The sequence below is a fragment of the Halobellus salinus genome (genome assembly GCF_014646875.1).
Lineage (GTDB): Archaea > Halobacteriota > Halobacteria > Halobacteriales > Haloferacaceae > Haloquadratum > Haloquadratum salinum.
Genome location: NZ_BMOC01000007.1, coordinates 115,291 through 137,713 on the forward strand (window position 1 = coordinate 115,291; position 22,423 = coordinate 137,713).

The 22,423-nt window shown below is 66.7% G+C and carries 23 protein-coding genes; 8 read left to right on the forward strand and 15 right to left on the reverse strand.

Going from position 1 to position 22,423, the window contains the following annotated elements:
* Positions 1–13 precede the first annotated feature (13 nt).
* The gene (locus tag IEX72_RS07415) at positions 14–664 is read right to left on the reverse strand and encodes a ribonuclease H family protein (protein ID WP_188786736.1); all 651 of its coding nucleotides are present in this window, start codon (positions 662–664) and stop codon (positions 14–16) included.
* Between the two features lie 96 nt (positions 665–760).
* Here IEX72_RS07415 and IEX72_RS07420 point away from each other — a divergent pair, with 96 nt between their 5' ends.
* The gene (locus tag IEX72_RS07420) at positions 761–1,276 is read left to right on the forward strand and encodes a CBS domain-containing protein (protein WP_188786737.1); all 516 of its coding nucleotides are present in this window, start codon (positions 761–763) and stop codon (positions 1,274–1,276) included.
* Between the two features lie 45 nt (positions 1,277–1,321).
* On the opposite strand, the gene IEX72_RS07425 is transcribed toward IEX72_RS07420, so the two are convergent.
* Positions 1,322–1,597, reverse strand: coding sequence for a hypothetical protein (locus IEX72_RS07425; RefSeq protein ID WP_188786738.1), 276 nt, complete (start codon positions 1,595–1,597; stop codon positions 1,322–1,324).
* Positions 1,598–1,681: 84 nt separating this feature from the next.
* Between IEX72_RS07425 and IEX72_RS07430 the strand changes: the two genes are divergently transcribed.
* A complete protein-coding gene (locus tag IEX72_RS07430) occupies positions 1,682–2,611 on the forward strand; it encodes a DMT family transporter (protein ID WP_188786739.1) in 930 nt (309 codons plus the stop codon).
* A gap of 14 nt (positions 2,612–2,625) precedes the next feature.
* Here the strand turns inward: IEX72_RS07430 and IEX72_RS07435 are convergent, their stop codons facing one another.
* On the reverse strand, positions 2,626–3,780 hold the full coding sequence (locus IEX72_RS07435) for a cobalamin-independent methionine synthase II family protein (protein ID WP_188786740.1): 1,155 nt from the start codon (positions 3,778–3,780) through the stop codon (positions 2,626–2,628).
* Between the two features lie 249 nt (positions 3,781–4,029).
* Positions 4,030–4,641, reverse strand: coding sequence for a (d)CMP kinase (cmk, locus tag IEX72_RS07440; protein ID WP_188786741.1), 612 nt, complete (start codon positions 4,639–4,641; stop codon positions 4,030–4,032).
* 365 nt (positions 4,642–5,006) lie between these two features.
* Here cmk and IEX72_RS07445 point away from each other — a divergent pair, with 365 nt between their 5' ends.
* The 3 genes from IEX72_RS07445 to IEX72_RS07455 all read left to right on the forward strand — a co-directional run bounded on the left by IEX72_RS07445 (position 5,007) and on the right by IEX72_RS07455 (position 7,123).
* The gene (locus IEX72_RS07445) at positions 5,007–5,288 is read left to right on the forward strand and encodes a hypothetical protein (protein ID WP_188786742.1); all 282 of its coding nucleotides are present in this window, start codon (positions 5,007–5,009) and stop codon (positions 5,286–5,288) included.
* A gap of 124 nt (positions 5,289–5,412) precedes the next feature.
* A complete protein-coding gene (locus IEX72_RS07450) occupies positions 5,413–5,994 on the forward strand; it encodes a DUF1684 domain-containing protein (protein ID WP_188786743.1) in 582 nt (193 codons plus the stop codon).
* Positions 5,995–6,034: 40 nt separating this feature from the next.
* Entirely contained in the window at positions 6,035–7,123 is a 1,089-nt protein-coding gene (locus IEX72_RS07455) for an aminopeptidase (RefSeq protein WP_188786744.1), read from the forward strand.
* Positions 7,124–7,171: 48 nt separating this feature from the next.
* Here IEX72_RS07455 and IEX72_RS07460 read toward each other — a convergent pair whose 3' ends face one another.
* The 3 genes from IEX72_RS07460 to IEX72_RS07470 form a co-directional block, all read right to left on the reverse strand.
* Positions 7,172–7,372 (reverse strand): hypothetical protein, encoded by a 201-nt coding sequence (locus IEX72_RS07460; protein WP_188786745.1) that lies wholly within the window; start codon positions 7,370–7,372, stop codon positions 7,172–7,174.
* Positions 7,373–7,448: 76 nt separating this feature from the next.
* Entirely contained in the window at positions 7,449–8,498 is a 1,050-nt protein-coding gene (locus tag IEX72_RS07465; RefSeq protein WP_188786746.1) for a hypothetical protein, read from the reverse strand.
* Between the two features lie 142 nt (positions 8,499–8,640).
* Positions 8,641–9,399: a DUF1405 domain-containing protein gene (locus tag IEX72_RS07470; protein WP_188786747.1), complete on the reverse strand. Its 759-nt coding sequence runs from the start codon at positions 9,397–9,399 to the stop codon at positions 8,641–8,643.
* 98 nt (positions 9,400–9,497) lie between these two features.
* Here IEX72_RS07470 and pdxS point away from each other — a divergent pair, with 98 nt between their 5' ends.
* The gene (pdxS, locus tag IEX72_RS07475; RefSeq protein ID WP_188786748.1) at positions 9,498–10,406 is read left to right on the forward strand and encodes a pyridoxal 5'-phosphate synthase lyase subunit PdxS; all 909 of its coding nucleotides are present in this window, start codon (positions 9,498–9,500) and stop codon (positions 10,404–10,406) included.
* 53 nt (positions 10,407–10,459) lie between these two features.
* Here the strand turns inward: pdxS and IEX72_RS07480 are convergent, their stop codons facing one another.
* Complete coding sequence (locus IEX72_RS07480) at positions 10,460–11,338, reverse strand: homoserine kinase (protein WP_188786749.1); 879 nt, start codon at positions 11,336–11,338, stop codon at positions 10,460–10,462.
* 75 nt (positions 11,339–11,413) lie between these two features.
* On the opposite strand from IEX72_RS07480, the gene IEX72_RS07485 reads away from it, so the two are divergent.
* Positions 11,414–12,769: an NAD(P)/FAD-dependent oxidoreductase gene (locus tag IEX72_RS07485; protein WP_188786750.1), complete on the forward strand. Its 1,356-nt coding sequence runs from the start codon at positions 11,414–11,416 to the stop codon at positions 12,767–12,769.
* A 9-nt stretch (positions 12,770–12,778) separates the two neighbouring features.
* On the opposite strand, the gene IEX72_RS07490 is transcribed toward IEX72_RS07485, so the two are convergent.
* From IEX72_RS07490 to IEX72_RS07515, 6 genes are all read right to left on the reverse strand, one after another.
* Positions 12,779–13,402, reverse strand: a complete 624-nt coding sequence (locus IEX72_RS07490) for a DUF6149 family protein (protein WP_188786751.1) — start codon at positions 13,400–13,402, stop codon at positions 12,779–12,781.
* 329 nt (positions 13,403–13,731) lie between these two features.
* A complete protein-coding gene (gene carB / locus IEX72_RS07495; protein ID WP_188786752.1) occupies positions 13,732–16,965 on the reverse strand; it encodes a carbamoyl-phosphate synthase large subunit in 3,234 nt (1,077 codons plus the stop codon).
* A 225-nt stretch (positions 16,966–17,190) separates the two neighbouring features.
* Positions 17,191–17,436, reverse strand: a complete 246-nt coding sequence (locus tag IEX72_RS07500; protein ID WP_188786753.1) for a hypothetical protein — start codon at positions 17,434–17,436, stop codon at positions 17,191–17,193.
* Positions 17,437–17,529: 93 nt separating this feature from the next.
* A complete protein-coding gene (locus IEX72_RS07505; protein ID WP_188786754.1) occupies positions 17,530–18,063 on the reverse strand; it encodes a DUF5815 family protein in 534 nt (177 codons plus the stop codon).
* Between the two features lie 53 nt (positions 18,064–18,116).
* The gene (locus IEX72_RS07510; protein ID WP_188786755.1) at positions 18,117–18,368 is read right to left on the reverse strand and encodes a hypothetical protein; all 252 of its coding nucleotides are present in this window, start codon (positions 18,366–18,368) and stop codon (positions 18,117–18,119) included.
* 112 nt (positions 18,369–18,480) lie between these two features.
* Complete coding sequence (locus IEX72_RS07515; protein WP_188786775.1) at positions 18,481–18,747, reverse strand: hypothetical protein; 267 nt, start codon at positions 18,745–18,747, stop codon at positions 18,481–18,483.
* A 448-nt stretch (positions 18,748–19,195) separates the two neighbouring features.
* On the opposite strand from IEX72_RS07515, the gene metG reads away from it, so the two are divergent.
* Positions 19,196–21,280: a methionine--tRNA ligase gene (gene metG / locus IEX72_RS07520; RefSeq protein WP_188786756.1), complete on the forward strand. Its 2,085-nt coding sequence runs from the start codon at positions 19,196–19,198 to the stop codon at positions 21,278–21,280.
* Positions 21,281–21,421: 141 nt separating this feature from the next.
* On the opposite strand, the gene IEX72_RS07525 is transcribed toward metG, so the two are convergent.
* Positions 21,422–22,276 (reverse strand): universal stress protein, encoded by an 855-nt coding sequence (locus IEX72_RS07525; protein ID WP_188786757.1) that lies wholly within the window; start codon positions 22,274–22,276, stop codon positions 21,422–21,424.
* Between the last annotated feature and the right edge of the window lie 147 nt (positions 22,277–22,423).

Here is a 22,423-nt window from a genome sequence, read left to right on the forward strand (position 1 = left end):
CGGGACCCGGCGATCAGTCGTCGGCCTCCCCAGCCAGCCGCGACGGCGGCGGGTACTGCGGATCACGTTCCTCCGCGGGGGCCCGGCCTCCCGGGCCGGTCGATCCGGGAACCACACACCGGTCGGCGCGACGGTTCACGTGGGTGTAGTCTTCCGGGGCGTTCGCCAGCGGGTGGGCGGGGTTCTCCCGCCCGTCGATCCGGGCGGCTCTGAGCTCTCCGAAGCCCGCGATCCGGGCGCGGATCCCCCGCCAGTGAGACTCCCCACCCGGCGGCACCCGGCCACGCCCCGTCGGGCGCCAGTCGGCGTCGCCGCCGCCGGCCAGGACTTCGGCGTTGACCGCGGCCGCGAGTTCGTCGTGGTCGACGAGCACGCCGATCCGGGCGTGGTCCGGGGTCCGGGCAGCGAGCACGTCGAGGCCGAGGTGGAGCGCGCGATACTCCGCGACGTTGTTGTCGGGGGCGGCGTCGGGGACGGACACGCGGGCGACCCGGCTGCCGTCCCGGGTTTCGATCACGGCGCCGAGCCCGCCGCCACTCCGCCGGTAAGAGCCATCGGTCGCGACGTAGAAGTGGCGGTGGTGGGTTCGCGGCGGGTGCGCGATGTGTGGTGTCGGCGCGTCGTCGAACAGGTCACGGAGCGTCGACCGGCCGTGAGCGGCCATACACTCGCTTGCGAGCGGCGGTTGATAAAGATGTCCCGCGGTGGATCGGACCTCACTGTCGACACGCTTAGGCAGCGAGCCGACGAACAGCCCGGTATGGCCCCCGCTTCATCCTTGATTGCGGCCGATTTGATGACGACCGACGTCGACACCGTCGCGCCCGACGACGACATCGGCGAGGTGCTCGGCCGACTCGCCCGTGCGGAGTTCAACGGGGTTCCGGTTATCGACGACGGCGCCCTCGTCGGGATCGTGACCCAACGCGACCTCGTCGGCCTGTTCGAGACCGAGGACCGGACGCTCTGGATCCCGGTCGGGTTTCCGCCGTTTCTGGAGACGCTCACCTACGCCGTCGACGTGTCGTGGGACGATCTCGACCTGGGGATCGACCTCCTGCGCAACACCAACAAACCGGTTCGGTCGGTGATGACCACGGACCTCGTGACCGTCGACCGCGAGGCGTCGCTCGACGGCCTGCTGAACCTGCTCGCCGACGAGGAGCGCGACATCAACCGGGTGCCGGTGGTCGACGGCGACGAACTCGTCGGGATCGTCGCCCGCCAGGACGTGCTCCGGGCGCTCCGCGACGAGCGCCGGGCGGGCGGGGCGTAGCGCGTCGGCGCCGCGGCGTTTCGCCGACCCGGTGACCCCGGCCGATCAGAACGGCTCCTCGCCCCGTCGTTCGTTGAGCGCGTCGCTTATCAGGAACGCCCCGTCGTCGTCGAACCCGTAGGTGGTCGCGTTCGCACCGCCGTCGACGACGATCGCGAGCCGGCCCGCGTAGGAGGCGTCGCCCGTCTCGTACCCCTCAATGACGGTCACGGGGAACCCGTCAGTCGAGAACCGGTCGCCGAACGCGTAGTAGTCGTTGTGCGCGGTTTCGATCCGGTCGCGCTCGTCGTCGGTCGGGGGTCGGGCGGTGAACTCCTCCATCGGATCGAGAAGATCAGTCGGACGGCAAAAAACCGCCGGCCCACGAACGAAACGTTCAGGCCGGCGGGGCGACCCACTCCGGGTGTGAGCCGGTACCGAAACCTCCTGTTGTTCCTACTGCTCGCAACCGCGTGGGGTTCGGCGTTCATGGCCATCAAGGCGGGGTTGGCCGACATCCCGCCGGTGCTCTTCGCGGCGTTCCGGTACGACATCGCGGGAGTGTTGATGCTGGGGTACGCGTTCTACGCCACCGACACCCCGATCCCACGGACGCGTGGACAGTGGGGTCTCGTCGCGGTCGGGGCCACACTGATCATCGCGGGCTATCACACCCTGCTTTTCATCGGCGAGACCGACCCCGCTGTCACCTCCGCGGCGGCCGCGGTGATCGTCAGTCTCAGTCCCGTACTGACGACGGGGTTCGCTCGGGTGTTTCTGTCCGACGAGCGGCTGACCCTTGTCGGGCTCGCGGGGCTGCTCTTGGGGCTGGTCGGGGTTGTCGTCCTGTCGAACCCCGATCCGGATAACCTGCTCGCCGGCGGTGCCGTGGCGAAGCTCCTGGTCTTCGGCGCGGCCGCCGCGTTCGCGCTCGGGTCGGTTCTGACCCGCCGGATCGAAGCCGAGCTCCCGGTCGAGACGATGGAGGCGTGGGCGATGGTCGGCGGCGCCCTGATCATGCACGGCATAAGTCTCGGGTTAGGGGAGTCAGTCGCGGACGTAGCGTGGACCGTTGAAGCGGTCGCGGCGCTGGGGTACCTCTCGGTCGTCGCGAGCGCGCTCGGGTTCCTCGTCTACTTCGACCTCCTGGACCGGTTGGGACCGATCCAAATCAACTTGGTCTCGTACGTCGCGCCGATCTCCGCGGCGATCGCGGGGTGGGTCGTGCTCGCCGAGGTGCCGACGACCAACACCGCGATCGGATTCGTCGTCATCTTCGCCGGATTCGTGTTGGTGAAGCGGCGAGCGATCCGGTCGGAGATCCCGCGGCTCCGGCGACTGGTGTCGCGATCGTAGTCCCCCTCCGGAGGTCAGAACAGCCGTTCGGAGGCCAGTTCCGCCCCGTCGACCAGCGACTCGAGTTTCCTCCAGGCGATCTCGGGGTGGAGTGCGCCGAAGCCCGCGAACGTCCCCAGTCCACAGTCCGCACCGGCGACGACCCGCGTCGGGTCACCGACCGCGTCGGCGAAGGTCTCGATCCGGTCGGCGATCACCGCCGGTGGTTCGACGTAGTTGATGTTCACGTCGATCACGCCCGGAACGAACACCCAGTCGTCGGGGAGGTCCGCCTCCGCGAGGGTGACGTGATCGTGTTGGTGACACGGGTTCGCCTGTTCCAGCAGGAACCCGCCGACGTCAGCCTCCGTCAGGTGGGGTAGCACTTTCTCCAACGCGATGTCGTGGTGGTGCGGGCCCTCGTAGTTCCCCCAGCACGTGTGGATGCGGACCTGCTCGCGCGGGACGTTCTCGAGGGCCCGGTTGAGCGCCGCGACGTGCGTCTCGACGACCTCGACGAACTCCTCGTCGGTCCGATGTTTGAACTTCAGGTGTCGACCCCCGAGCAGGTCGGGGGCGTCGATCTGTAGTGTCGCCCCGGTCTCCGCGACGAGTTCGTACTCCGTCCGGAGCGCCTCGGCGACCGCGTCAGTCAACGCTTCGTGACTCCCGTAGTACTCGTTACCGAGGTACGACGAGACCGTCCCGGGCGCGGCAGCGGTCACGAACGTCCCTTTGAAGTCGGCGTCGACGGCGTCTATCGCGTTGTCGAGGCGGGCGCATTCGGTCCGGGCGGCCGCCTCACCACGGTACTCGATCGGTCCCGTCGCGGCGGGGATGGTCGCGTCCGGATCGGACCACTCGCCGAACGTCGGCACCTGTTCTGCGTACGTCGGGAACTCCTCCAAGTCGGCCCACTGGATCGCGGGGACCTCGCCCTCGAATCCGGACAGCCGGTCGACGACGTACGTCACGAACGACGGGCGACCCTGCTCGCCGCCGGTCGCGATGTCGATGCCGATCTCGTCCTGTCTGGCAACGACGGATTCGGTGGCTTCCTGGATCGCCCCGTCGAGGGCGTCGGCTGTCCCGTCGTCGCGTTGGAAACGCTCGAGCAACGACTCCGGCCGGGGCAGGCTTCCAACGTGGGTCGTGAGAATCCTGTCGTGGCTGCGGGTTGGTGCGCTCACACGTCGACCGTACGTCACTGGCACAATAATACTTACTGTAGCGCATATTATATCCTGTATATATTTCCTATAGTTATTATTTGCCGCAGCAGGTGGTGCTGCACCGGACGGGAGGACGGGACGTTGCGGCGGAGAGACTCGCCCGAGTCGTTCCGCGTGGGCACACGTACGGCGGAGAAGACAGGGTCCGAGTCCGGTGCGTGGCGGGAGTTGGCGGCGACCCTGGCGAAACGACCGCTACCGGTCCGGTCACACCTCAATGTCGTCCGTGTGGAACGCACCCTCATCGACCTCGGGGTCGTACTCCTCGACCGCCGAAAGGATCATCTCCAGGGTCGACTCGGGGCTCCACCGCGCGGTGTTGATCGCCAGGTCGTAGAAGGAGCGGTCGTCGACGTCGATGCCGTAGTACGAGCGGTACCGGCCGGCCTCGCTAACCTCCCGGACGCGCATCTCGGCCTCCATCTCTTCTCTGTCCGCTGTCCGCTCGACGCGGACCTCGTCGGGGGCGTCCAACCAGACCCGGAGGTCCGCGCGGTTGCCCGCGAGCCACCCCGCGAGCCGGGATTCGAGAACGAACGGCTTGTTCGACGCGCCCCACTTCTCGGCGATCGTCCGGAGGCGGCGGTCCAACGCGCGGTCGATCTCGTCGGTCTCGTCTGTCTTCGCGATGAGTTGCGACAGCGACATCCCCCGGTCGTCGGCCAGCTCCCGGAAGATGTCGCCGCCGGAGACGTAGCCGCAGTCGAGCGCCGTCGACAACCCTTCACACACCGTGGTGGCACCGCACCCCGGGGGTCCCGAGACGGTGATGAACAGGTTACTGTCGACCGACCGCGTCGGAAGGTCGTCGTCAGTCATAGTCGGCGGTTGTCGCCTGCACACTAAAAGCCGCTGGGAGACGCCGGTAAGGGCGTGCGAGAGAGTCACACGGACGGCTCAGGCAGCACACAGCGGCAGCGAGGCGGAGCGTCGGTCCCGGCCGGCGTGCGTGGCCGTCGAAATCGGACGGAGCCGCTGCCCGCCACCATCGCGGGGTCCGTGTTTCGCGTCGTCTTCTCGACACTTGAGCTCGTGAGAACGATCCAGATCAGAGTATAAACGTTTTTCGCGGCGCTAATCGACGCATAAAATGTCGATCGAGTCGGTGTGCGGTCCTGAAATCGGGTGAAAACGCGCCAACGCTCTGGCGGCTATATGATCCCCCGAGCCGTGTGTCCGGGTAGATGTCGAGTTCCCACCCGCCGTTCGGCTCCGAACGCGTCCGCCGGGTCCGTGAAGCGATCGAATCGCCGCCCGCTGGGCTGTCGACACCGGTTGCGTACCTCACTGCGCCGATCCGGTTCGTGGCCTTCTGGATGGCGGTCGCGCTGCCGTTCCTCTCGCTCCCGCTTCTCGTGGGGGGACTCGGAGGGAGCGAACCCGTCGTTCTCGGCGCGCTGCTCGCGGTGAACGTCGTCGCGCTCGTGGTCGGGCACGGCTACCGCGCGGACAACGGCGCCGCGTGACCCGGTCGGGGGAGTCTGGGCCGTCCGGCCGTCGAACCGCCCTCCGTCGGGCGCTCACTCGAGGCCTGTCGAGTCGCTCCACGCGGACCGTTAGACGTTACGGGACGGACGGTCTACGCCGAGTATGGCAGACACACCGGACGACACAGTCGACGGGTACGTCGCCGACCTCCGCGCGAACCGCGAGGAAAAAGACGACTTTTTCTCCGACCACCCGCAGTCGCCGATCCCGCCGGAACACCGCGAGGCGTTCTCGGGGCTGGACTACTTCGATCCCGCTCTCGACTACCGGGTTGAGGCGTCGGTCACCGTCCACGACGACCCCGACCCGGTGCCCATAGAGACCACCGCCGGCAACGAGGTCCGGTACGTCCGGGTCGTGACGTTCGGCTTCGACCTCGGCGGCGAGGCCGTCGAACTCCACGGCTACAAGCAGCGGCCCGAGGACGACGAGGAAGCCGTGTTCGTCCCGTTCCGCGACAAGACCACGGGGCAGGAGTCCTACCGCGGGGGGCGCTACCTCGAACTCCACCCCGAGGGCGACCTCGGCGACGGCGACGGCGACGTCGTCACGCTGGATTGCAACCTGGCGTACACCCCCTTCTGCGCGTTCAGCGACACGTTCTCGTGTCCGCTCCCGCCCGAGGAGAACTGGCTCGACGTCGCGGTTCGGGCCGGCGAGCGCGGGTGGGACCCAGGGGAGTAGCCGTCGAAAGGGGTTTGCTTCGGCCGCCGTAGGGGAACGTATGGACCCACGCGTCCGCGAACACGCACAGACGGTCGTCGACCACTCCGCCGACATCGGGTCGGGCGATCAGGTCGTGATCAGCGCCCCCGCTGCGGCGTCTGATCTCGTGGTCGCGCTCCACGAGGAGTGCGCCGACCGCGGCGCCCATCCGGTCTCACTACACAGCGACTCCCGCGCGAACCGGGCGTTCCTCCGGCACCACGACGGCGACTTCGAGACGCCCGAACACCTGCTCGCGATGTACGAGGCGATGGACGCCTATATTGCGGTTCGTGGCGACGTCAACGCCACCGAGACCGCCGATATCGACCCCGAGGTCAACGCCGCCTACCGTCGGGCTATGAAACCCGTTCTCGAAGAACGGCTCTCGAAGACGTGGTGTCTCACACAGTACCCCACCTCCGGCAACGCCCAACTCGCGGGAATGAGCACGGAGGGCTACGAGAACTTCGTGTGGGACGCTGTGGGCCTCGACTGGGACGAACAGCGGAAACACCAGGCGCGGATGGTCGAGATCCTGGACAACGCCGACGAGGTCCGGATCCGGTCGGGCGAGGAGACCGACGTGCGGATGCGGATCGCGGGCAACACCACACTCAACGACTACGGCGAGAAGAACCTTCCCGGCGGCGAGGTGTTCACCGCGCCCGTCAAGGAGTCGGTCGAGGGAGAGGTCTTCTTCGACATGCCGCTGTACCGCCAGGGTCGGGAGATCGAGGACGTCCGCGTCCGGTTCGAGGACGGCCGGGTCGACTCCTACAGCGCCGGGCGGAACGAGGACGTTCTCGATGGCATCTTCGAGACCGACGAGGGCGCGCGGTACCTCGGCGAACTCGGGATCGGGATGAACCGCGCGATCGATCAGTTCTCGTATAACATGCTCTTCGACGAAAAGATGGGCGATACGGTGCACATGGCCGTCGGGTCGGCGTACCCCGCGACCGTCGGCGACGAGAACGAGACGAACGAGAGCGCAGAGCACGTGGACATGATCGTCGATATGAGCGAGGACTCGGTCATCGAGGTCGACGGCGAGGTCGTCCAGCGGGACGGGACATTTATGTTCGAGGAGAGGCTCGAAGAGTAGGACGGATCGTTGTCAGGGACCTCACACGGCCAAAGCCGCGGACGGACCTCAGGCGTCGAACCCGTTCCGCCTGAGTGCCTCCGCCAGGTCGCCGTCGGGGTCGGCCGTGAACTCGACTAGCGACGATTCGGGTCGTGTGGTCGTATACAGGTCCGAGTCGATGTTATCGGGAATCTCGTTCGCGTGTGTCTGATCGACAACGGCGACGGATAGCTTCGGCCCCGTGTCGGTGTCTGATGACTCACTCATCGGTCGTTCCTACGGGCGAGCGATGTTTGGGTTTTGCCATTCGAGGATGTCCGACCACCCGGTGGGGCGGTCCGGGTCACTCCCACGCCAACCCGGTGGTGTTCGTCGGTGCCGCGAGCGGGCTGGTCGCCAGGTCCGTGGGCACGTCGGGGTCGTTGTAGCCGCCGGGCGCGACGTCGTTCGGGCCCTGGGGGTAGAACAGCGACGCCAGCAGTTGGATGTGGTCGCGGCCGACACCCAACTCGAACTGGCCGCCGCCGTAGAGGGCGACCCCGCGCGCTTCGGCCCACTCGACTGTCTCGAACAGCGACTCCACTGTGCCGAACCGCGAGGGCTTGACGTTCAGCCACGCGGGCTCGAACGGCAGGTCCTCAACCGACGCGACGCCCGTGATCGGGTAGTCCCACGAGACCCGCGCTTCCTCGCCGTCGAAGCGGGGTCGCGTCTCCGGCGTGAGTCCGGGGTCCTCCACGACCGCGCCCGGGAACGCCGAGAGGAGCCGGTCGTAGAGCTCCGGGTCGGGATCGAAGTCGACCCGGGTGCCCTCGTAGAGCCCTTTCAGATCGAGGATCCGGACCGCGTCGGTCGCCGCGACCGCGTCGATCAGGTCGTCGTCCCACGCCGGTGTGGGGTCGAGTTTGAACTCCGTGTCCGGATAGGCGTCAAGAACGGCGTCGAGCCGCTCCGTCGTCGGCGGCTCACCCAACCGCATCGACGCGACGAACCGGACGGGATCGGGGTCGCGACCAACCGCCTCGGCAAGCGACAGGCCGTTCTGGCGGAGCGCCAGGTCGAGCGCGGCGGATTCGACCGCCCACCGGCGGTACGCCCGGCCCGTCTCACGCTCGGGCGGCTTCGTCGGGAACAGGTCGGTGTCGTCGAGGCGGGCCGAAAACGACGCGACCGTGTACTCGCCCGCGAGGTCGAACGTTGCGCCGGCGAGGGCGTCGTGGTCCTCGGTGTCGTAGGTGACGTCCTCGCCGCGGCCGGTGTGTCCAGTACCGGAGAGGTGGAACGTGGTCGTCGTCCGGACGAACCCGCTCGAGGTGTCGCGGTCGCGGCGCTCCCACTCGACCGACTCGACCACCAGTGGCAGATCCGCGACGGCGTCGAAGTACTCGTTCATACCTCATACTGTCGGCTATAACTACGTGAAGATTTTCGACACCCCGGGGTGTCGAAATACGTCACGCGACGATAGCCGACAGTATCACAAGACGCGCGAGACGCTGAAAAGCGTAGCCTCGCCACGAGAAGCGCGGGCGTCGCTACGCGATCCGAAGCTTCTCCTTTTCGACCCGTGTCGCGAACGCGAAGAACGTCGCGAGGAATGTGAGGGTGACCGCGCCCGCGGCCGCGAGTTGCAACGCTGTTGTTCCGGCGACAACCGCGCTGTCGGCGAGCGGGAACGCGGTGTGGTGTGGGTCGCCGACGATGGGCACAAAGTAGTCGACGATGTCGTTGAACCCGTACCACGCGAGCGCGACCGCGACGGCGCGGGTGGGAAACTCGAAGACCCGATGCAACACGAACGCCTCAACCACCATCGCGAGGTGGCTCACGAACAGGAACGCGTACAGCGGGCCCCACGTGGTCGAGAGGAACGCGTCGGCGAAGACCGTGAGGACGTAGGGTGTCCACAGCCCCAGCTTCCAGCAGCCGAAGAACGCAAGCGCCGCGAGGTACTCGTTGGGGCGGCCGAGTTTCCAACTCGCGAACGCCAGGGCGATAAACAGCGTCGCCATCGGACTGTCGGGGACGAACGGCCACATCACCACGGGTTCGGTCGCGAACTGCCAGGTGATGAGCGGATCCGAGAGCGGAAGCGGATGGAAGCCGTAGTACCAGAAGCCGAAGGCGGTGCCGAGCAGGTTGATCGCGACGACCACCCACGCCAGCCGGAGTCCAACGTTTTCGAGCCACGTGGGCAGCGGCGCGATCCACCGCGGCAATCCCTCCGACTCCGGCAACCCATCGCCGGACAGGAGTCGTCGTAACCCCGAGGATGATGCGGGCGGCGAAGCCATACCGGGCGCTTGTATTCCGGGCGCAAATGGGTGCCGGTTCGCCGACCTGGCGGCTGCCCCGCGGGTGCCTTAAGTACGTCCGACCGTTACGTACGGGTATGTCCGAGGAGACTGATCTGTCCGAACTCCGCCGCGGAACCGAACTCGTCAAGCGGGGGTTCGCACAGATGCAGAAGGGCGGCGTGATCATGGACGTCGTTGACGCCGAGCAGGCACGAATCGCCGAGGAAGCCGGCGCGGTCGCGGTGATGGCGCTCGAAGCCGTCCCCGCAGACATCCGGAAGCGCGGCGGTGTCGCGCGCATGCCGGATCCGGCGGAAGTAAAGAACATCGTCAAGTCGGTGTCGATCCCCGCGATGGGGAAGTCCCGGATCGGCCACACCAAGGAAGCACAGATCCTGGAGGCGGTCGGCGTCGACATGATCGACGAGTCGGAGGTGCTGACGCCCGCCGACGACCGGTACCACATCGACAAGCGGGAGTTCACCGCGCCGTTCGTCTGCGGCGCGCGTAACCTCCAAGAGGCGCTCCGCCGGATCGACGAGGGCGCAGCGATGATCCGGACCAAAGGCGAAGCCGGGACCGGCGACGTGAACCAGGCAGTCCACCACCAGCGCAACATCAAGGGCGCGATCCGCGAAGTCGAAGGCAAGACCCACGAAGAACGCGAAAAGTGGGCGCGCGAGCACGAGGCGCCCGCGGACCTGGTCCACGAAACCGCCGAGATGGGCCGGCTCCCGGTCGTGAACTTCGCGGCTGGCGGGATCGCGACCCCCGCCGACGCCGCCCTGATGATGCACCACGGCTGCGACGGCATCTTCGTCGGTTCCGGGATCTTCGGCGCGGAGAACCCCCCAGAGATGGGAAGAGCCGTCGTCGAAGCGGTCAACAACTGGGACGACCCCGAAGTTCTCGCGGAGATCGCCTCGAACCTCGGAGAGGGGATGAAAGGCGAGTCCAACGCGAGTCTGCCCGAAGAAGAGAAACTCCAGGGTCGCGGCGTCTAGGTCCCGGCCTTCCCGTTCTTCGACCGACTCGTTCTCTCCTGTGTCGAACGCCGTCAGTCGTACAGCGTCGCGCCAGCACTCACGCGCGTCTGGTACGCCCGCGATTCGACGCCGGCCTCCGCGAAGGCGTCGACCATCGCCGCGGCGACGTGGCGGCGGTTAGACTCCCGGCACGGCGCGATCACCGCGGGGCCGGCGCCCGAGACGGTGACCCCCGTCGCACCCGCGTCGAGCGCCGCCGCCCGGACGGACTCGTAGCCGAGTATCAACTCCGCCCGGGCAGGGGTCACGACGCGTTCGTCCATCCCGGCCCCAACGAGTCCGGGGTCGTCGCGACACATTCCGACCGCGAGCGTCGCCGCGGAGCCGACGGTGTGGACCAGATCCCCCATCGACGTCGATTCGGGGACGACGTCGCGGGCGTCGCGGGTCGAAACCGCAATCTCCGGGAGACACGCGACCAACGGGATCGACGCGTCGACGGCGGTGACTGCCCCGTCGCGGGCGATCGTAAACCCGCCCAAGAGTGCGGGCGCGACGTTGTCGGAGTGGGCGGTCCCGGAGACGACCGCCTCCCCTTCGGCGGCGGCGGGGACGAGTTCCGACCGGGAGAGCCCGCGGTCGTAGAGCGCGTTCAGTCCGACCGCCGCCGCTGCGGCGCTGGCGGCGGACGACCCCAGCCCCGAGGAGGGACGGACACCCTTGTCGATCCGAATGCGGGCGGGGGCGTCGAGCGCTTCGGCGACCGCGCCGACCACATTCTTGTCGGGGTCCTCCGGGATGTACTGGCTCCCGACCCCGCTCATCTCGATCGTGGTTCGGTCGGCCTTCTCAACGCGGACCACGTCCATCGGGCGGTCGAGGGCGACGCCAAAGACATCGAACCCGCTTCCGAGGTTCGCGCTCGTGGCGGGCGCCCTGACCGTCTGCATACCCGTTCGGAAGCCCAACGCGGATAAAAAGGTAGCGAACGGAACACACTTTCCCGGGGGTCGAGTAGCGGGTGTATGATCGGCATCGTCGGGGGCGGGATCGCGGGACTCGCGGCCGCCTACCGGTTACAAACGCGAGGCCACGAGGTGCAGATCTTCGAGGCCACCGAGGATATCGGCGGTCTCGCGGCGGTCTATGAGACCCCGGGTGACGACATCGAGAAGTTCTATCACCACCTCTCGAAGTCCGAAGAGACCATTGTTGAACTCGCGGAGGGCCTCGGACTGGGCGACCGCGTGGAGTGGCGGGTCGGCACCAACGGCTACTACGTCGACGGCGTCGCCCACCCGCTGAACACGCCGTGGGAGATCCTGGCGTACCCGCACATGAGCCTGTACGACAAATTCCGTCTCGGGATGCTCACGCTCGGTATCGACGTGCGCGGCGGGACTCCCGACGTTGACGCCTACGACGACCTCGCGGCGTACGAACACGACACCGTCCGGGAGTTCGTGGCGGAACACACCACACAGAGCGTCTACGAGAACTTCGTCGATCCTCTACTCGACGGGAAGTACGGGAGTCGGAAAGACGAGATCTCCGCGGCGTGGTTCCTGGGCCGGGTTCGGTTCCGGGGGGAACGCGACCCCCTTCGCGGCGAGATCCTGGGCTACTTCGACGGCGGGTTCGGCGTCCTGCTCGACGCGCTCGTCAACGCGGTCGGCCGGGAGAACATCACAACCGGCGCACGTGTCACCGACCTCACCGTGTCGGACGGGGACGTAGAGTCGCTAACGGTTGACCGCGGCAGTCCGGACGACGGCCCCGGCGAGTCCGCCGCTGCGACCCACGCGGTTGACGCAGCGGTCGTGGCGGCGATGCCGAACGTGTTGGAGCAGCTCACGGGCTACGGTTGTGAGGTCGACTTCCAGGGTGCGGTCTGCGGCCTCGCCACGATGGAGGCGTCGCTGCTCGACACCTACTGGTTGAACGTCGCCCACGACGCGCCGTTCGGAGCACTCGTCGAACACACCAACTTCGTCGACCGGGAGCGCTACGGCGGCGATCACCTCCTCTACATCGCGGCGTACGTCCAAGACAGCGACGAGGAACTGTGGCGGATGGACGACGACGAGGTGCGTGAGACGTGGCTCTCGGAGATCGAGTCGATGTTCCCCGACTTCGACCGCGAGTCGGTTTCGGAGGTGCGGATCGCCCGCAATCCCCGGGCGGCGCCCATCTACGAGCGCGGTTACCTGGATCTGGTCGTGCCGTACCACCTCGACGAGGAGGTGGGCGAGGGCGTCTACTACGCCGGGATGGCGTCGGAAGCACAGTATCCCGAGCGGTCGCTCAACGGCGGTGTGGTGGCGGGGTACGAGGTTGCCGACCGGATCGCGTCGCAAACTGGGACCAGCGGCCCGCAGTAACGACGGTCGCTACGCCTCGGACTCGTCGATGTCGCCCTCAGTCTTCGGATCGACGTCCTGGAGCCCTGGCGCGGCGTCGACGTCGACGTCGACGTCGTCGGGTTCCTCGCGTCCACCGACCCGGAGTTCGCCCTCCTCGCCCTCGACGTAGACGTCGTCGGCGAAGCCGCCCTCGGCGTGGGGGTGCTCCGGGTCGTTGAGCAGTTCCGGGGTTGACGGCGCCTCGGGGACCGCTTGTGTCCGGAAGTCACCCAGCGGGTTCGCGATGTCGATGGTGTACGTCTCGAAGAACGAGTCGTAGCGCTCGTAGTGCTCTTCGAGTTCGTCGACCGGGAACTCCATCATCTCAGTCCACCCGTGGTTGTAGAACTCGAAGTTGGCCTGGATATGGGTGATCTCGCGGGCCTCGGCCTCGGTGAAGCCCGCTTCGAGCGCACGGACGTAGGTGTCGAACGTACAGTCGAAGAACGCCTCGAGGTGCGGTTCCCGCTCTTCGCGGTGGTCGGGGTCGGCCTTCTCGCCGAACACGCGGACGTGGAGGTCGACGAGTTTCTCGGTCGCGATGTCGCCGATGATCGGCATCGTCAGCGCCTTCTTCGCCGCGAAGTGACGGATGTTCTGTTTGAGTTTCATCGGCTGGTGTTGGGACCCGCCGGACTTGAATGGTACGCGTATGCGGACGAGTGTGATTTGAATGGAACCGTGGAGATCGGTGTCGAGGAGACGCAAGCCCCCGCGTTCCAGTCCCGCCCGACCGTGGATCTTCGCCGGCCACCGCTTATCCACATTCGTTTTATCAGCCCATAGGCTCAGACAGACGAATAGCGAACAGCCGGCACACCCCATCCCCGCGCCGACGTGCCGGACACCCGCCGCCCGGCGCGGGGCTGCGTTCAGATCACGGGCAGTGTGGCCCCGTGATCCGGTATAAACGTACGGTCGCAGAGGTGGGAACGCGAACCTCAGTCGTCGGAGGCGCCCCACCGCTTGACCGTCCGGGGGCGGTCGGAGACGGCCTGAACGTCGATCGGTTCGTCCGTCGCGCCGAGGGCTTCCAGCGCCGCCTCGGCGGAGGCGGTCGTCGAGAAGTAGGTGACCTCTTCCTCGACGCAGACCTCCAGCGGGTCGCGGTCCCGAGACACCACCACGTCGATCCGCCCCTCCCGAAGCGCCGACACCAGTTCGGCGTCGGCGTCGAACGCCGCGAGGTCGAAGTACTCAGCGTAGCCGTCGCGGAGCGCCTGGCCCGCCTCGGTGTCGGGATCGGGGAACTCCGCGGCCGAGAGGTCGATCCACGCGGTGCCGGAGTCGGGGATCGGCTTCCCGATGGCGTCCTGGGACTTGTCGTAGGCTTTCGCGAACGTGCCGGCCGTGCCCATCACCTCGCCGGTGGACTTCATCTCGGGGCCGAGCCGCGGATCCGAGCCGGACAGCCGATCGAACGGCAGCACGACCTCCTTTACGCTCACGTCCTCGGGGATCCGTTCTTCGGTGTCGATCTCGTCAAGGCTTTCACCCGCCATCACCCGGGCGGCGAGTTTGGCGATCGGAACGCCGGTCGCCTTCGAGACGAACGGGACCGTCCGCGAGGAGCGGGGGTTGGCCTCCAGGACGTACACCTCGCCGTCCTTGACCGCCAGCTGAACGTTCAACAGCCCCACAGTGTCGAGTGCGGTCGCGATGTCCTCGGTGACTTCGCGGACACGACGCATCGTCTCCGTGTCGAGCGCCCGCGGCGGGATCATACACGCCGAGTCCCCGGAGTGGACCCCCGCGGTCTCGACGTGCTCCATCACGCCGCCGATGATCGCCCGATCGCCGTCGGAGACCGCGTCAACGTCGAGTTCGATGGCGTCCGCCAGGAACTCGTCGATGAGGATCGGCTTGTCGGGTGAGACCCGGACCGCCTCCTGAATGTACTCTTTGAGTTCGTCGTCGGAGTAGACCACTTCCATTGCGCGGCCGCCGAGCACGTAGGAGGGGCGGACCAACACGGGGTAGCCCAACTCGCCCGCGAGGCCGAGTGCCTCAGCCTCGCTGGTGGCGGAGCCGCCCGCCGGCTGGGCGATCCCGAGGTCGTCCATCAGGCGGTTGAACCGGTTGCGGTCCTCCGCGAGGTCCATCGCGTCGACGCTGGTGCCCAGGATCTCACAGTCGAGCTCGCGGCGCTGGAGTTCGGATTCAAGCGGGTGGCCGATGTTGACCGAGGTCTGGCCCCCGAACTGAACCATCACGCCGTCGGCGTCGGCTGCTTCGACGACGTCGGCGACCTCTTCTGCAGTTATGGGCTCGAAAAACAACCCGTCGGAGGTGTCGTAGTCGGTCGAGACCGTCTCGGGGTTGTTGTTGACGACGTGGGCGTCGATCCCCATCTCGCGGAGTGCCTGCACCGCATGGACCGAACAGTAGTCGAACTCGACGCCCTGACCGATCCGGATCGGGCCGCCGCCGACGACGACCACGCTCTCGACATCGCGATCGACGCGGAGTTCGCCCGCGGCGGCGGCGTCCGTGAGCGGCCCCGAGTAGAACTCGGGTTTCCGCGACGAGTAATAGTACGGCGTCTGGGCGGCGAACTCGCCGGCGCAGGTGTCGACCTGCTTGTACGTCCGGCCGGGGACCTGCGTTTCGACGTCGCCGACGGGTTCGCCCGTCGCGGTCGCGATCTCGGCGTTGGTGACACCTGCGGTCGCAGCGGTGGTGAAATCGCCCTCCTGGGCGGCGTCCATCGCCTTCGACACCCGCTGGTAGCGTTCGAGGTACCACTGCTTGATCCCAGTCAGCTCCTGAACCTCGGCTACCGAGTAGCCGCGGTCGAACGCCTCGAAGATGGCGAACGTGCGGTCGGGGGTGGGCCGCTCGAGCAACTCCGTCTCCAGTGCCGCGTCGGAGACCGACTCGACGTCGGTCGCGGGCTCGTACTCGGTCGAGCGGATCGCCTTCAGCATCGACTCCTCGAAGGTCCGCCCGATCGCCATCGCCTCACCGGTGGATTTCATGGCCGTCGACAGCGTGAACTCCACGTCGTCGAACTTGTCCTTGGGCCACCGCGGGATCTTGGTCACGACGTAGTCGATCGCGGGCTCGAATGCAGCGGTGGTCTCGCCGGTGATCTCGTTTTCGATCTCGTGGAGCCGTTTGCCCAAGGCGACCTTCGCGGTCACGCGGGCGATCGGGTAGCCGGTCGCTTTCGACGCCAGCGCCGACGACCGGGAGACGCGAGGGTTGACCTCGACCACGCGGTATTCGCCGCCGGGGGTGCCGTCGTCGCGCCACGCGAACTGGATGTTACACCCGCCTTGGATGCCGAGTTCGCGGATCACTTCCAACGCCGCGTTCCGCATCTCTTGGTGACCCTCGTCGGGGATGACCTGCGAGGGCGTGACCACGATCGATTCTCCCGTATGGATTCCCATCGGGTCGATGTTCTCCATGTTACAGATGATGATACAGGAGTTGTCGGCGTCACGCATCACCTCGTACTCCAGTTCCACCCACCCCGAAATGGACTCGGTGATGAGCACCTCGCTGTTACGCGAGAGGCGGAGGCCCTTCCGGACCCGGCCGTACAGTTTCTCTCTGTCGTGGACGACGCCCGACCCGGACCCGCCGAGGGTGTAGGTCGTCCGTGCGATCACGGGGAGGCCGCCGACCGCCTCAACGGCGGCGTCGACGCGATCCCGGAGGTCGTCCTCGGTGAGGCTCTGGACCGCCTCGCCGTCGTCGAGTGAGACCGTGGTCGAGGACGGAACCGGCTGGCCGATCGCCTCCATGCGCTGTTTGAACAGGTCGCGGTCCTCGGTGGCGTAGATGGTATCAAGCGGAGTCCCCATGATCTCGACGTCGTGTTCCGCCAGGATCCCCTGTTCTGCGAGTTCGGCGGTGACGTTCAGCCCGGTCTGGCCGCCGAGACCGGCGATCACGCCGTCGGGGTCTTCGTTCCGGATAATCTCCGCGATCGCTTCCGGCGTGATGGGCTCGATGTAGACCCGGTCGGCCATGTCCGGGTCGGTCATGATCGTCGCGGGGTTCGAGTTGACGAGGACGACTCGCGCGCCCTCCTCCTGGAGCGCCCGGCAGGCCTGCGCGCCGGAGTAGTCGAACTCGGCCGCCTGTCCGATCTGGATGGGTCCGCTGCCGATGAGCAGTATCGTCCGGTCCGCGGACGCCTCGTCGGTAGTGTCCTCGTCAGTCATCACTCCGAGGGAGTTCGCACATCGTAATAAGCCCGACGAATCACTACGAGATGCGAAGCGGCATTTCGAAATTCGTAGCTGGCCGGTGACGACCGGCGCCCTCGACGCGAACGGGCGGCAGCGACCCACTCCGGCTGCTCCGCCGGGAGTCGGTGACGCCGGACACAACGCAGTACGGGGTGTCTCGACCGGGTCACTGGAGACGACCCGTCGGGACCGGCCGGGTCAATGGCGTCTGTCCGGGTGTCGCTCCGCGAGTCGGTACCGGTAGGGGCTCCCCTCGAGCACTTCGACCGGTCCGCCGCGCTCGGCGACCCGGCCGAGAACGGTCGCGACACGGTACGAGGAGTCGTAGGCGTCGACACCGTGGCGGCGGAGCCGATTGTGGATCTCCCGCGCGGTCAGTGGGCCGTCGGCGTCCGCGAGCACGCGCGCCACCGGATTGAACCCGGGTGTCCGGGCCGAACGCATGTCTTACGGTACGGTCCGAACGGTCTTATGTTTCAGTGTGACACGCGTCTGACAGCGGGCGTCTCAGCCGGGTCTCTGTCGGACGAACGCGGCTCACGCGTAGACGTCATCCTCCGAGAGGTCCCGCTCGGCGCGGTAGGCCTCGACGAACTCCGCCACGTCGAACTCCAGCATCCGATCTTCGAACGCCGTGACCGCCGCGTCGTCGTCGGCGTGGCTGACGGCGTGTTCCATCAGTTCGATCACGAGTTCGACCACGATCTCGTGGAGCCGGCGGGCGTCGAAGTCGGAGACCCACACGATCCCCGTGCCGACCTCGCCGTCGTCGCTCACGTCGGCAGAGACAACCGACTCCGGGAACTCCTCGAGAACGATTCCCATGAGATGCGCCGTCCCGAACTCCGGCATCTCTTCGCTGGTCGTCTCGATCGCTTCCTGGAGGACGTCAACGAGGAAGTCGGGGACGAACCGTTCGGGTGGGTGGACGTCCATCACGACCGCGTGGCGACCCCCACAGTCACACTCGAACTCCCGCATCCCCAGATCGAGACTGCGGACCGACTTGGTCTCGCCACACGGCAGCGCGAGCGTCTCGCCGCCGTCACTCGGGACCTGCGGCTGTGCCATACCCGGTGTTGGCGGCGGCGGCTGTTAAACACCGCGTTCCGCAACCATCCGTCTCACCCGTCCGCAGTCGTGTACACCAGCGGCCCCACGACCAGGAGCGCGAGCCCGAGAAACAGGTAGTGGATCGGGACGATCGACTGCGGCGTGAGCGCGAACACGAGGCCGAAAACAATGGTGTTGATGCCGACGAGACGCATAGATTTGAGCGGGAGCATCCCCACCGTCGTGAGCCCGAACGCGAGGAGCAACGCCTGCCCGACGTTGTAGTTGAGCAGGAAGGTGTCGACGATCTGAAGCGGGAGCATGCGTAGTCGGGAGTTCGACCCGAACCGAGTATTAAACTTCCGTTCTTCACGAGCGTTCGAGGTTGAAGCCGTGGGCCGCAGTCGGACGCAGCACGGAGTGTCGGCCACACGGCTACTCCGGACCGGTGAGGTCCATCGGCCGGATCCACCCGTACCAGATCGCAACGACCATCCCGCCGTATCCCAGGATGTAGACGAGCGCGCCGAGGTCGTTGTAGCCGAGTTCCCCGAGGGCTCGGCGGGCGAGTCCCGACCCCGCGATCCCGACGAACAGCACGGCAGCCACCAGGAGTTTGTTACGTGTGAGCTCGAAAAGCCCCTCCTCGCCGTCGGCGTCGTCCCGAGCGTCGGCGTCGTCCCGAGCGTCGGCGTCTGTCATCGTCCGATATCGGGATCCCACCCCCCTGAGAGTGTCGGTCGTGGATAGTGGAGGTAGTGTCGGCTTCCTCCCACCCCTGATACTGTCGGCTATAGTCGCGTGACGTATTTCGACACCCCGGGGTGTCGAAAATCTTCACGTAGTTATAGCCGGCAGTATGAACAGTGGTTGCTGATTTGGCGTCGTACGTCTGGACAGCCAGGCGGGATCGGGACTTAGATTGGCGTGCACCCGGTGCACGAGACGTAGGACTCGTGAGAGAAGCTCACGAATGTGTTACAACCGCTACTTCAGCAACCACTGTGAAGTGGTGGGCTTCCGCCTTGCTCCGCTGTGACGGTCGACGGTGGAACGACTGGGTCGGCCACCGGAGGCTGTGGTCCCCGCCTGGCCGCTCGGTCGTTCGCGGAACGGGATTTTTACCTTCCCCCGACGAGTGGCTTCCGGTATGACCACCGAACGGTATCCGACATCACGGCCGGCGGTTGTGACCTGCGGGTTGCCCTACGCCAACGGGAGCCTCCACTTAGGTCACCTGTTGACGACGCTCTCCGGCGACGCGCTCTCTAGGGCGCTCGACACGCTCGGCCAACAGACCGCGTTCGTCTGCGGGTCGGACATGCACGGGACCCCCATCGCAGTCAACGCTCACGAGAACGGCGAGACGCCCGAGGCGTTCGCCCAGCGGTACCACGAAGAGTTCGCCGACACGTTCCCCCGGTTCGACATCGAGTGGGACAACTACGGCCACACCCACGACGACACCAACGTCGAAACCACCCGTGAGTTCGTCCGCTCGTGGATCGACAACGACCACGTCTACGAGAAGGACATCAAAGTCGCATGGGACCCCGAAGCCGGTCAACCCCTCCCCGACCGCTACGTCGAGGGGACCTGCCCGTACTGCGGGGAACACGCCCGCGGCGACGAGTGCGACGAGGGGTGTCAGCGCCACCTCGAACCCGGCGAAATCGAAGCGCCCACCAGCACTCTGACCGGCAACCCCGCGGAGTACCGCACCCGGAGCCACGAGTTCCTCCGACTGTCGGACTTCCAGGCGTACCTCCGGGAGTGGATTGACCGGCTCGAAGGCACCGAGAACGCCAAGAACCAGCCCCGACAGTGGATCGAGGGCGACCTCCGGGACCTGTGTATCACCCGCGACATGGAGTGGGGGATCGACTACCCCGGCGAGGGCGAGGAAGACCTCGTGCTCTACGTCTGGGTCGACGCCCCGATCGAGTACGTCTCCTCGAGCAAACAGTACACCGAGCGGGTGGGCGCCGACACCTACGACTGGGCGGACGTCTGGCACGACGACGGCGAGATAATCCACGTCATCGGCCAGGACATCATCCAGCACCACGCGGTGTTTTGGCCCGCGATGCTCCGCGGCGCCGGATACAACGAACCGCGAGCGATCATGGCCTCGGGGTTCGTGAACCTGAAGGGCAAAGCGTTCTCAACCTCCCGGAACAGAGCGATCTGGGCCGACGAGTACCTCGAAACCGGCTTCTCGCCGGATTTTCTCCGGTACTACTTCATCACGGCCGGGAACTTCCAGAGCGACATCAACTTCACGTGGAGCGACCTCCAGCAGACCACAAACGAGGAACTCGTCGGCAACATCGGAAACTTCGTCTACCGGTCGCTGCTCTTTGCGCACCGCAACTACGACGGGACGCCGCTGGCAGACGAGCCAGCCAGCGACGAGGTGCAGGGGCGCATCGAGACCGCAGTCGACGACTTCACCGCGGCGATCAACGACTACTCCCTGACAGAGGCTGCGACCGCCGTTTACGAGCTCTCGGGGTTCGGAAACCGGTACATTCAGTCGAACGAGCCGTGGAACCTGATCGACGACGACCCCCACGCCGGGGCGGCCGTGATCAGGGACTGCGTCCAGCTCGCGAAAGCTGTCGGCGTGTTGCTGGCGCCGTTCGCCCCCGAGGGCGCCGAGCGCATCTGGACCCAACTCGGCGAGGACGGGTCGGTTCACGACGCCGGTATCGACGCCGCGCTCGACGCGCCACCCGCGGAGTTCAGTTCCCCTGACGAGATCTTCACCAAGATCGAGGACGACGAGATCGAGCCGCTTGCCGCGGAGTTGGCGGCGATGGTTGAGGAGAGCGACGACACGGCGGACAGTAGGGGGACGGACTCCGACGACGACGGAGACTTCGGCGACGCCCCGGAGATCGACACGACCGCACGCGATCGGATCGACTTCGAGACCTTCCAGGACCTGGAGATGCGGGTCGGGGAGGTCGAGGTCGCCGAACCCGTCGAGGGTGCCGACGACCTGGTCCGGCTGGAGGTCGACATCGGTACCGAGACGCGCCAGATCGTCGCCGGAATCAAGCAGTTCTACGACGCCGACGACCTGCCCGGGACCCGGGTTGTGGTGCTCGCGAACCTCGAACCCGCGGAGCTGTTCGGCGTCAAGAGCAACGGGATGGTGCTCGCCGCCGGCGAGGAGGCGGACCTGCTGACGACCGTCGGCGACGCGCCGATCGGGTCGTTGGTGCGTTGACATCCTCCCCACGCCAAAGCACGGGGCTTTCTCCTCGATTCTCCGTAACCGGGGCCACAGAGCGGCCCGGAGCGGCGTTGTCACCCACGGCGGACCGCGTGTGACGCGATAGCGACCTCCTCCGATACCGGGACGCCGTCGTCATCGCGGCGGGGGCACGAGCAGGACGTTCGAGTTCGCCCGCGCGACCACGTGCTCGGAGGTGCTACCGAGCAGCAGCCGGTGCATCCGGCTCCGACCCCGTGACCCAATAAGGATCGTCGTCGGGTTGACCTCCGCCTCTGAAGCGAGGATCTCCTCGGCCGCCTCGCCCTCGCGAACGACGGTCCGGGTCTCGATACCCATCGCGCGTAGTTCGTCGGCGAGTTCTGCCAGGCGCGCCTCAGCGTTCCCGACGCCCTCGCTCCCCCCGCTCGACCGCCGCGATGGGGCGGCGACGTGGAGCAACGTCGCCTCCCGTGTCGCGGTTTGCAGACGGTGGAACTGCTCGAAGGCGCGCTCTGCGTTCTCCGAGAAGTCCGTCGCGTACAGCACGCGCCGAAACAGGTGCTCGTTCGCGACTTCGTGGGTCGCATCTGTTTCTGTCTCGACGATCCGCTGGAGCAGGATCGGACGCACCGACGTCCGGGAGATGTTCCGGGCCGTGCTCCCGATCAGGCGCTGTTCGAGCGGGCTCCGCCCACGTGTCCCCACGATAGTAAGGGCGGCGTCGACGCGGTCGGCCAACCCGTTGATACGCCGGTGGGGGGTGCCACGCACAACGTGTGTCCGAACCGTGAAGCCCTCGTCTTCCAGCAGTCGCTGCTGGCGGTCGAGTGCTCTCCGGGTTTGTTCACCCACGTCGGCGCCCAGCATCCCCGTCGTCACGTTCGGGCTGGTGACCGTGACGAGGTCGACCTCGTCGATCCCGTACCGTTCGAGACACTCCAGGCACGTCCGCGACCCGATCGCCGTCTCGATCGCCGCCGACAGGTCTGTTGCGTACACTACGCGCATACGTACGACTACGGTGGGTCCGAACATTAGTATTGTGGTATACAAACAATTCTGTTGTCGGCAAGTCGGATGTTGGATCTCAGCTCACAGTTTGAGGCGCCTGCTTACCGGCGTATTAGACCATTTCATCCGTATGTGCCCACTGTG

Coding starts and splice junctions, on each gene's coding strand:
- IEX72_RS07415 (WP_188786736.1), bottom strand. CDS start 664: ATGGCCGCTCACGGCCGGTCGACGCTCCGTGACCTGTTCGACGACGCG.
- IEX72_RS07420 (WP_188786737.1), top strand. CDS start 761: ATGGCCCCCGCTTCATCCTTGATTGCGGCCGATTTGATGACGACCGAC.
- IEX72_RS07425 (WP_188786738.1), bottom strand. CDS start 1,597: ATGGAGGAGTTCACCGCCCGACCCCCGACCGACGACGAGCGCGACCGG.
- cmk (WP_188786741.1), bottom strand. CDS start 4,641: ATGACTGACGACGACCTTCCGACGCGGTCGGTCGACAGTAACCTGTTC.
- IEX72_RS07445 (WP_188786742.1), top strand. CDS start 5,007: ATGTCGAGTTCCCACCCGCCGTTCGGCTCCGAACGCGTCCGCCGGGTC.
- IEX72_RS07450 (WP_188786743.1), top strand. CDS start 5,413: ATGGCAGACACACCGGACGACACAGTCGACGGGTACGTCGCCGACCTC.
- IEX72_RS07455 (WP_188786744.1), top strand. CDS start 6,035: ATGGACCCACGCGTCCGCGAACACGCACAGACGGTCGTCGACCACTCC.
- IEX72_RS07460 (WP_188786745.1), bottom strand. CDS start 7,372: ATGAGTGAGTCATCAGACACCGACACGGGGCCGAAGCTATCCGTCGCC.
- IEX72_RS07465 (WP_188786746.1), bottom strand. CDS start 8,498: ATGAACGAGTACTTCGACGCCGTCGCGGATCTGCCACTGGTGGTCGAG.
- IEX72_RS07470 (WP_188786747.1), bottom strand. CDS start 9,399: ATGGCTTCGCCGCCCGCATCATCCTCGGGGTTACGACGACTCCTGTCC.
- pdxS (WP_188786748.1), top strand. CDS start 9,498: ATGTCCGAGGAGACTGATCTGTCCGAACTCCGCCGCGGAACCGAACTC.
- IEX72_RS07480 (WP_188786749.1), bottom strand. CDS start 11,338: ATGCAGACGGTCAGGGCGCCCGCCACGAGCGCGAACCTCGGAAGCGGG.
- IEX72_RS07485 (WP_188786750.1), top strand. CDS start 11,414: ATGATCGGCATCGTCGGGGGCGGGATCGCGGGACTCGCGGCCGCCTAC.
- IEX72_RS07490 (WP_188786751.1), bottom strand. CDS start 13,402: ATGAAACTCAAACAGAACATCCGTCACTTCGCGGCGAAGAAGGCGCTG.
- carB (WP_188786752.1), bottom strand. CDS start 16,965: ATGACTGACGAGGACACTACCGACGAGGCGTCCGCGGACCGGACGATA.
- IEX72_RS07500 (WP_188786753.1), bottom strand. CDS start 17,436: ATGCGTTCGGCCCGGACACCCGGGTTCAATCCGGTGGCGCGCGTGCTC.
- IEX72_RS07505 (WP_188786754.1), bottom strand. CDS start 18,063: ATGGCACAGCCGCAGGTCCCGAGTGACGGCGGCGAGACGCTCGCGCTG.
- IEX72_RS07510 (WP_188786755.1), bottom strand. CDS start 18,368: ATGCTCCCGCTTCAGATCGTCGACACCTTCCTGCTCAACTACAACGTC.
- IEX72_RS07515 (WP_188786775.1), bottom strand. CDS start 18,747: ATGACAGACGCCGACGCTCGGGACGACGCCGACGCTCGGGACGACGCC.
- metG (WP_188786756.1), top strand. CDS start 19,196: ATGACCACCGAACGGTATCCGACATCACGGCCGGCGGTTGTGACCTGC.
- IEX72_RS07525 (WP_188786757.1), bottom strand. CDS start 22,276: ATGCGCGTAGTGTACGCAACAGACCTGTCGGCGGCGATCGAGACGGCG.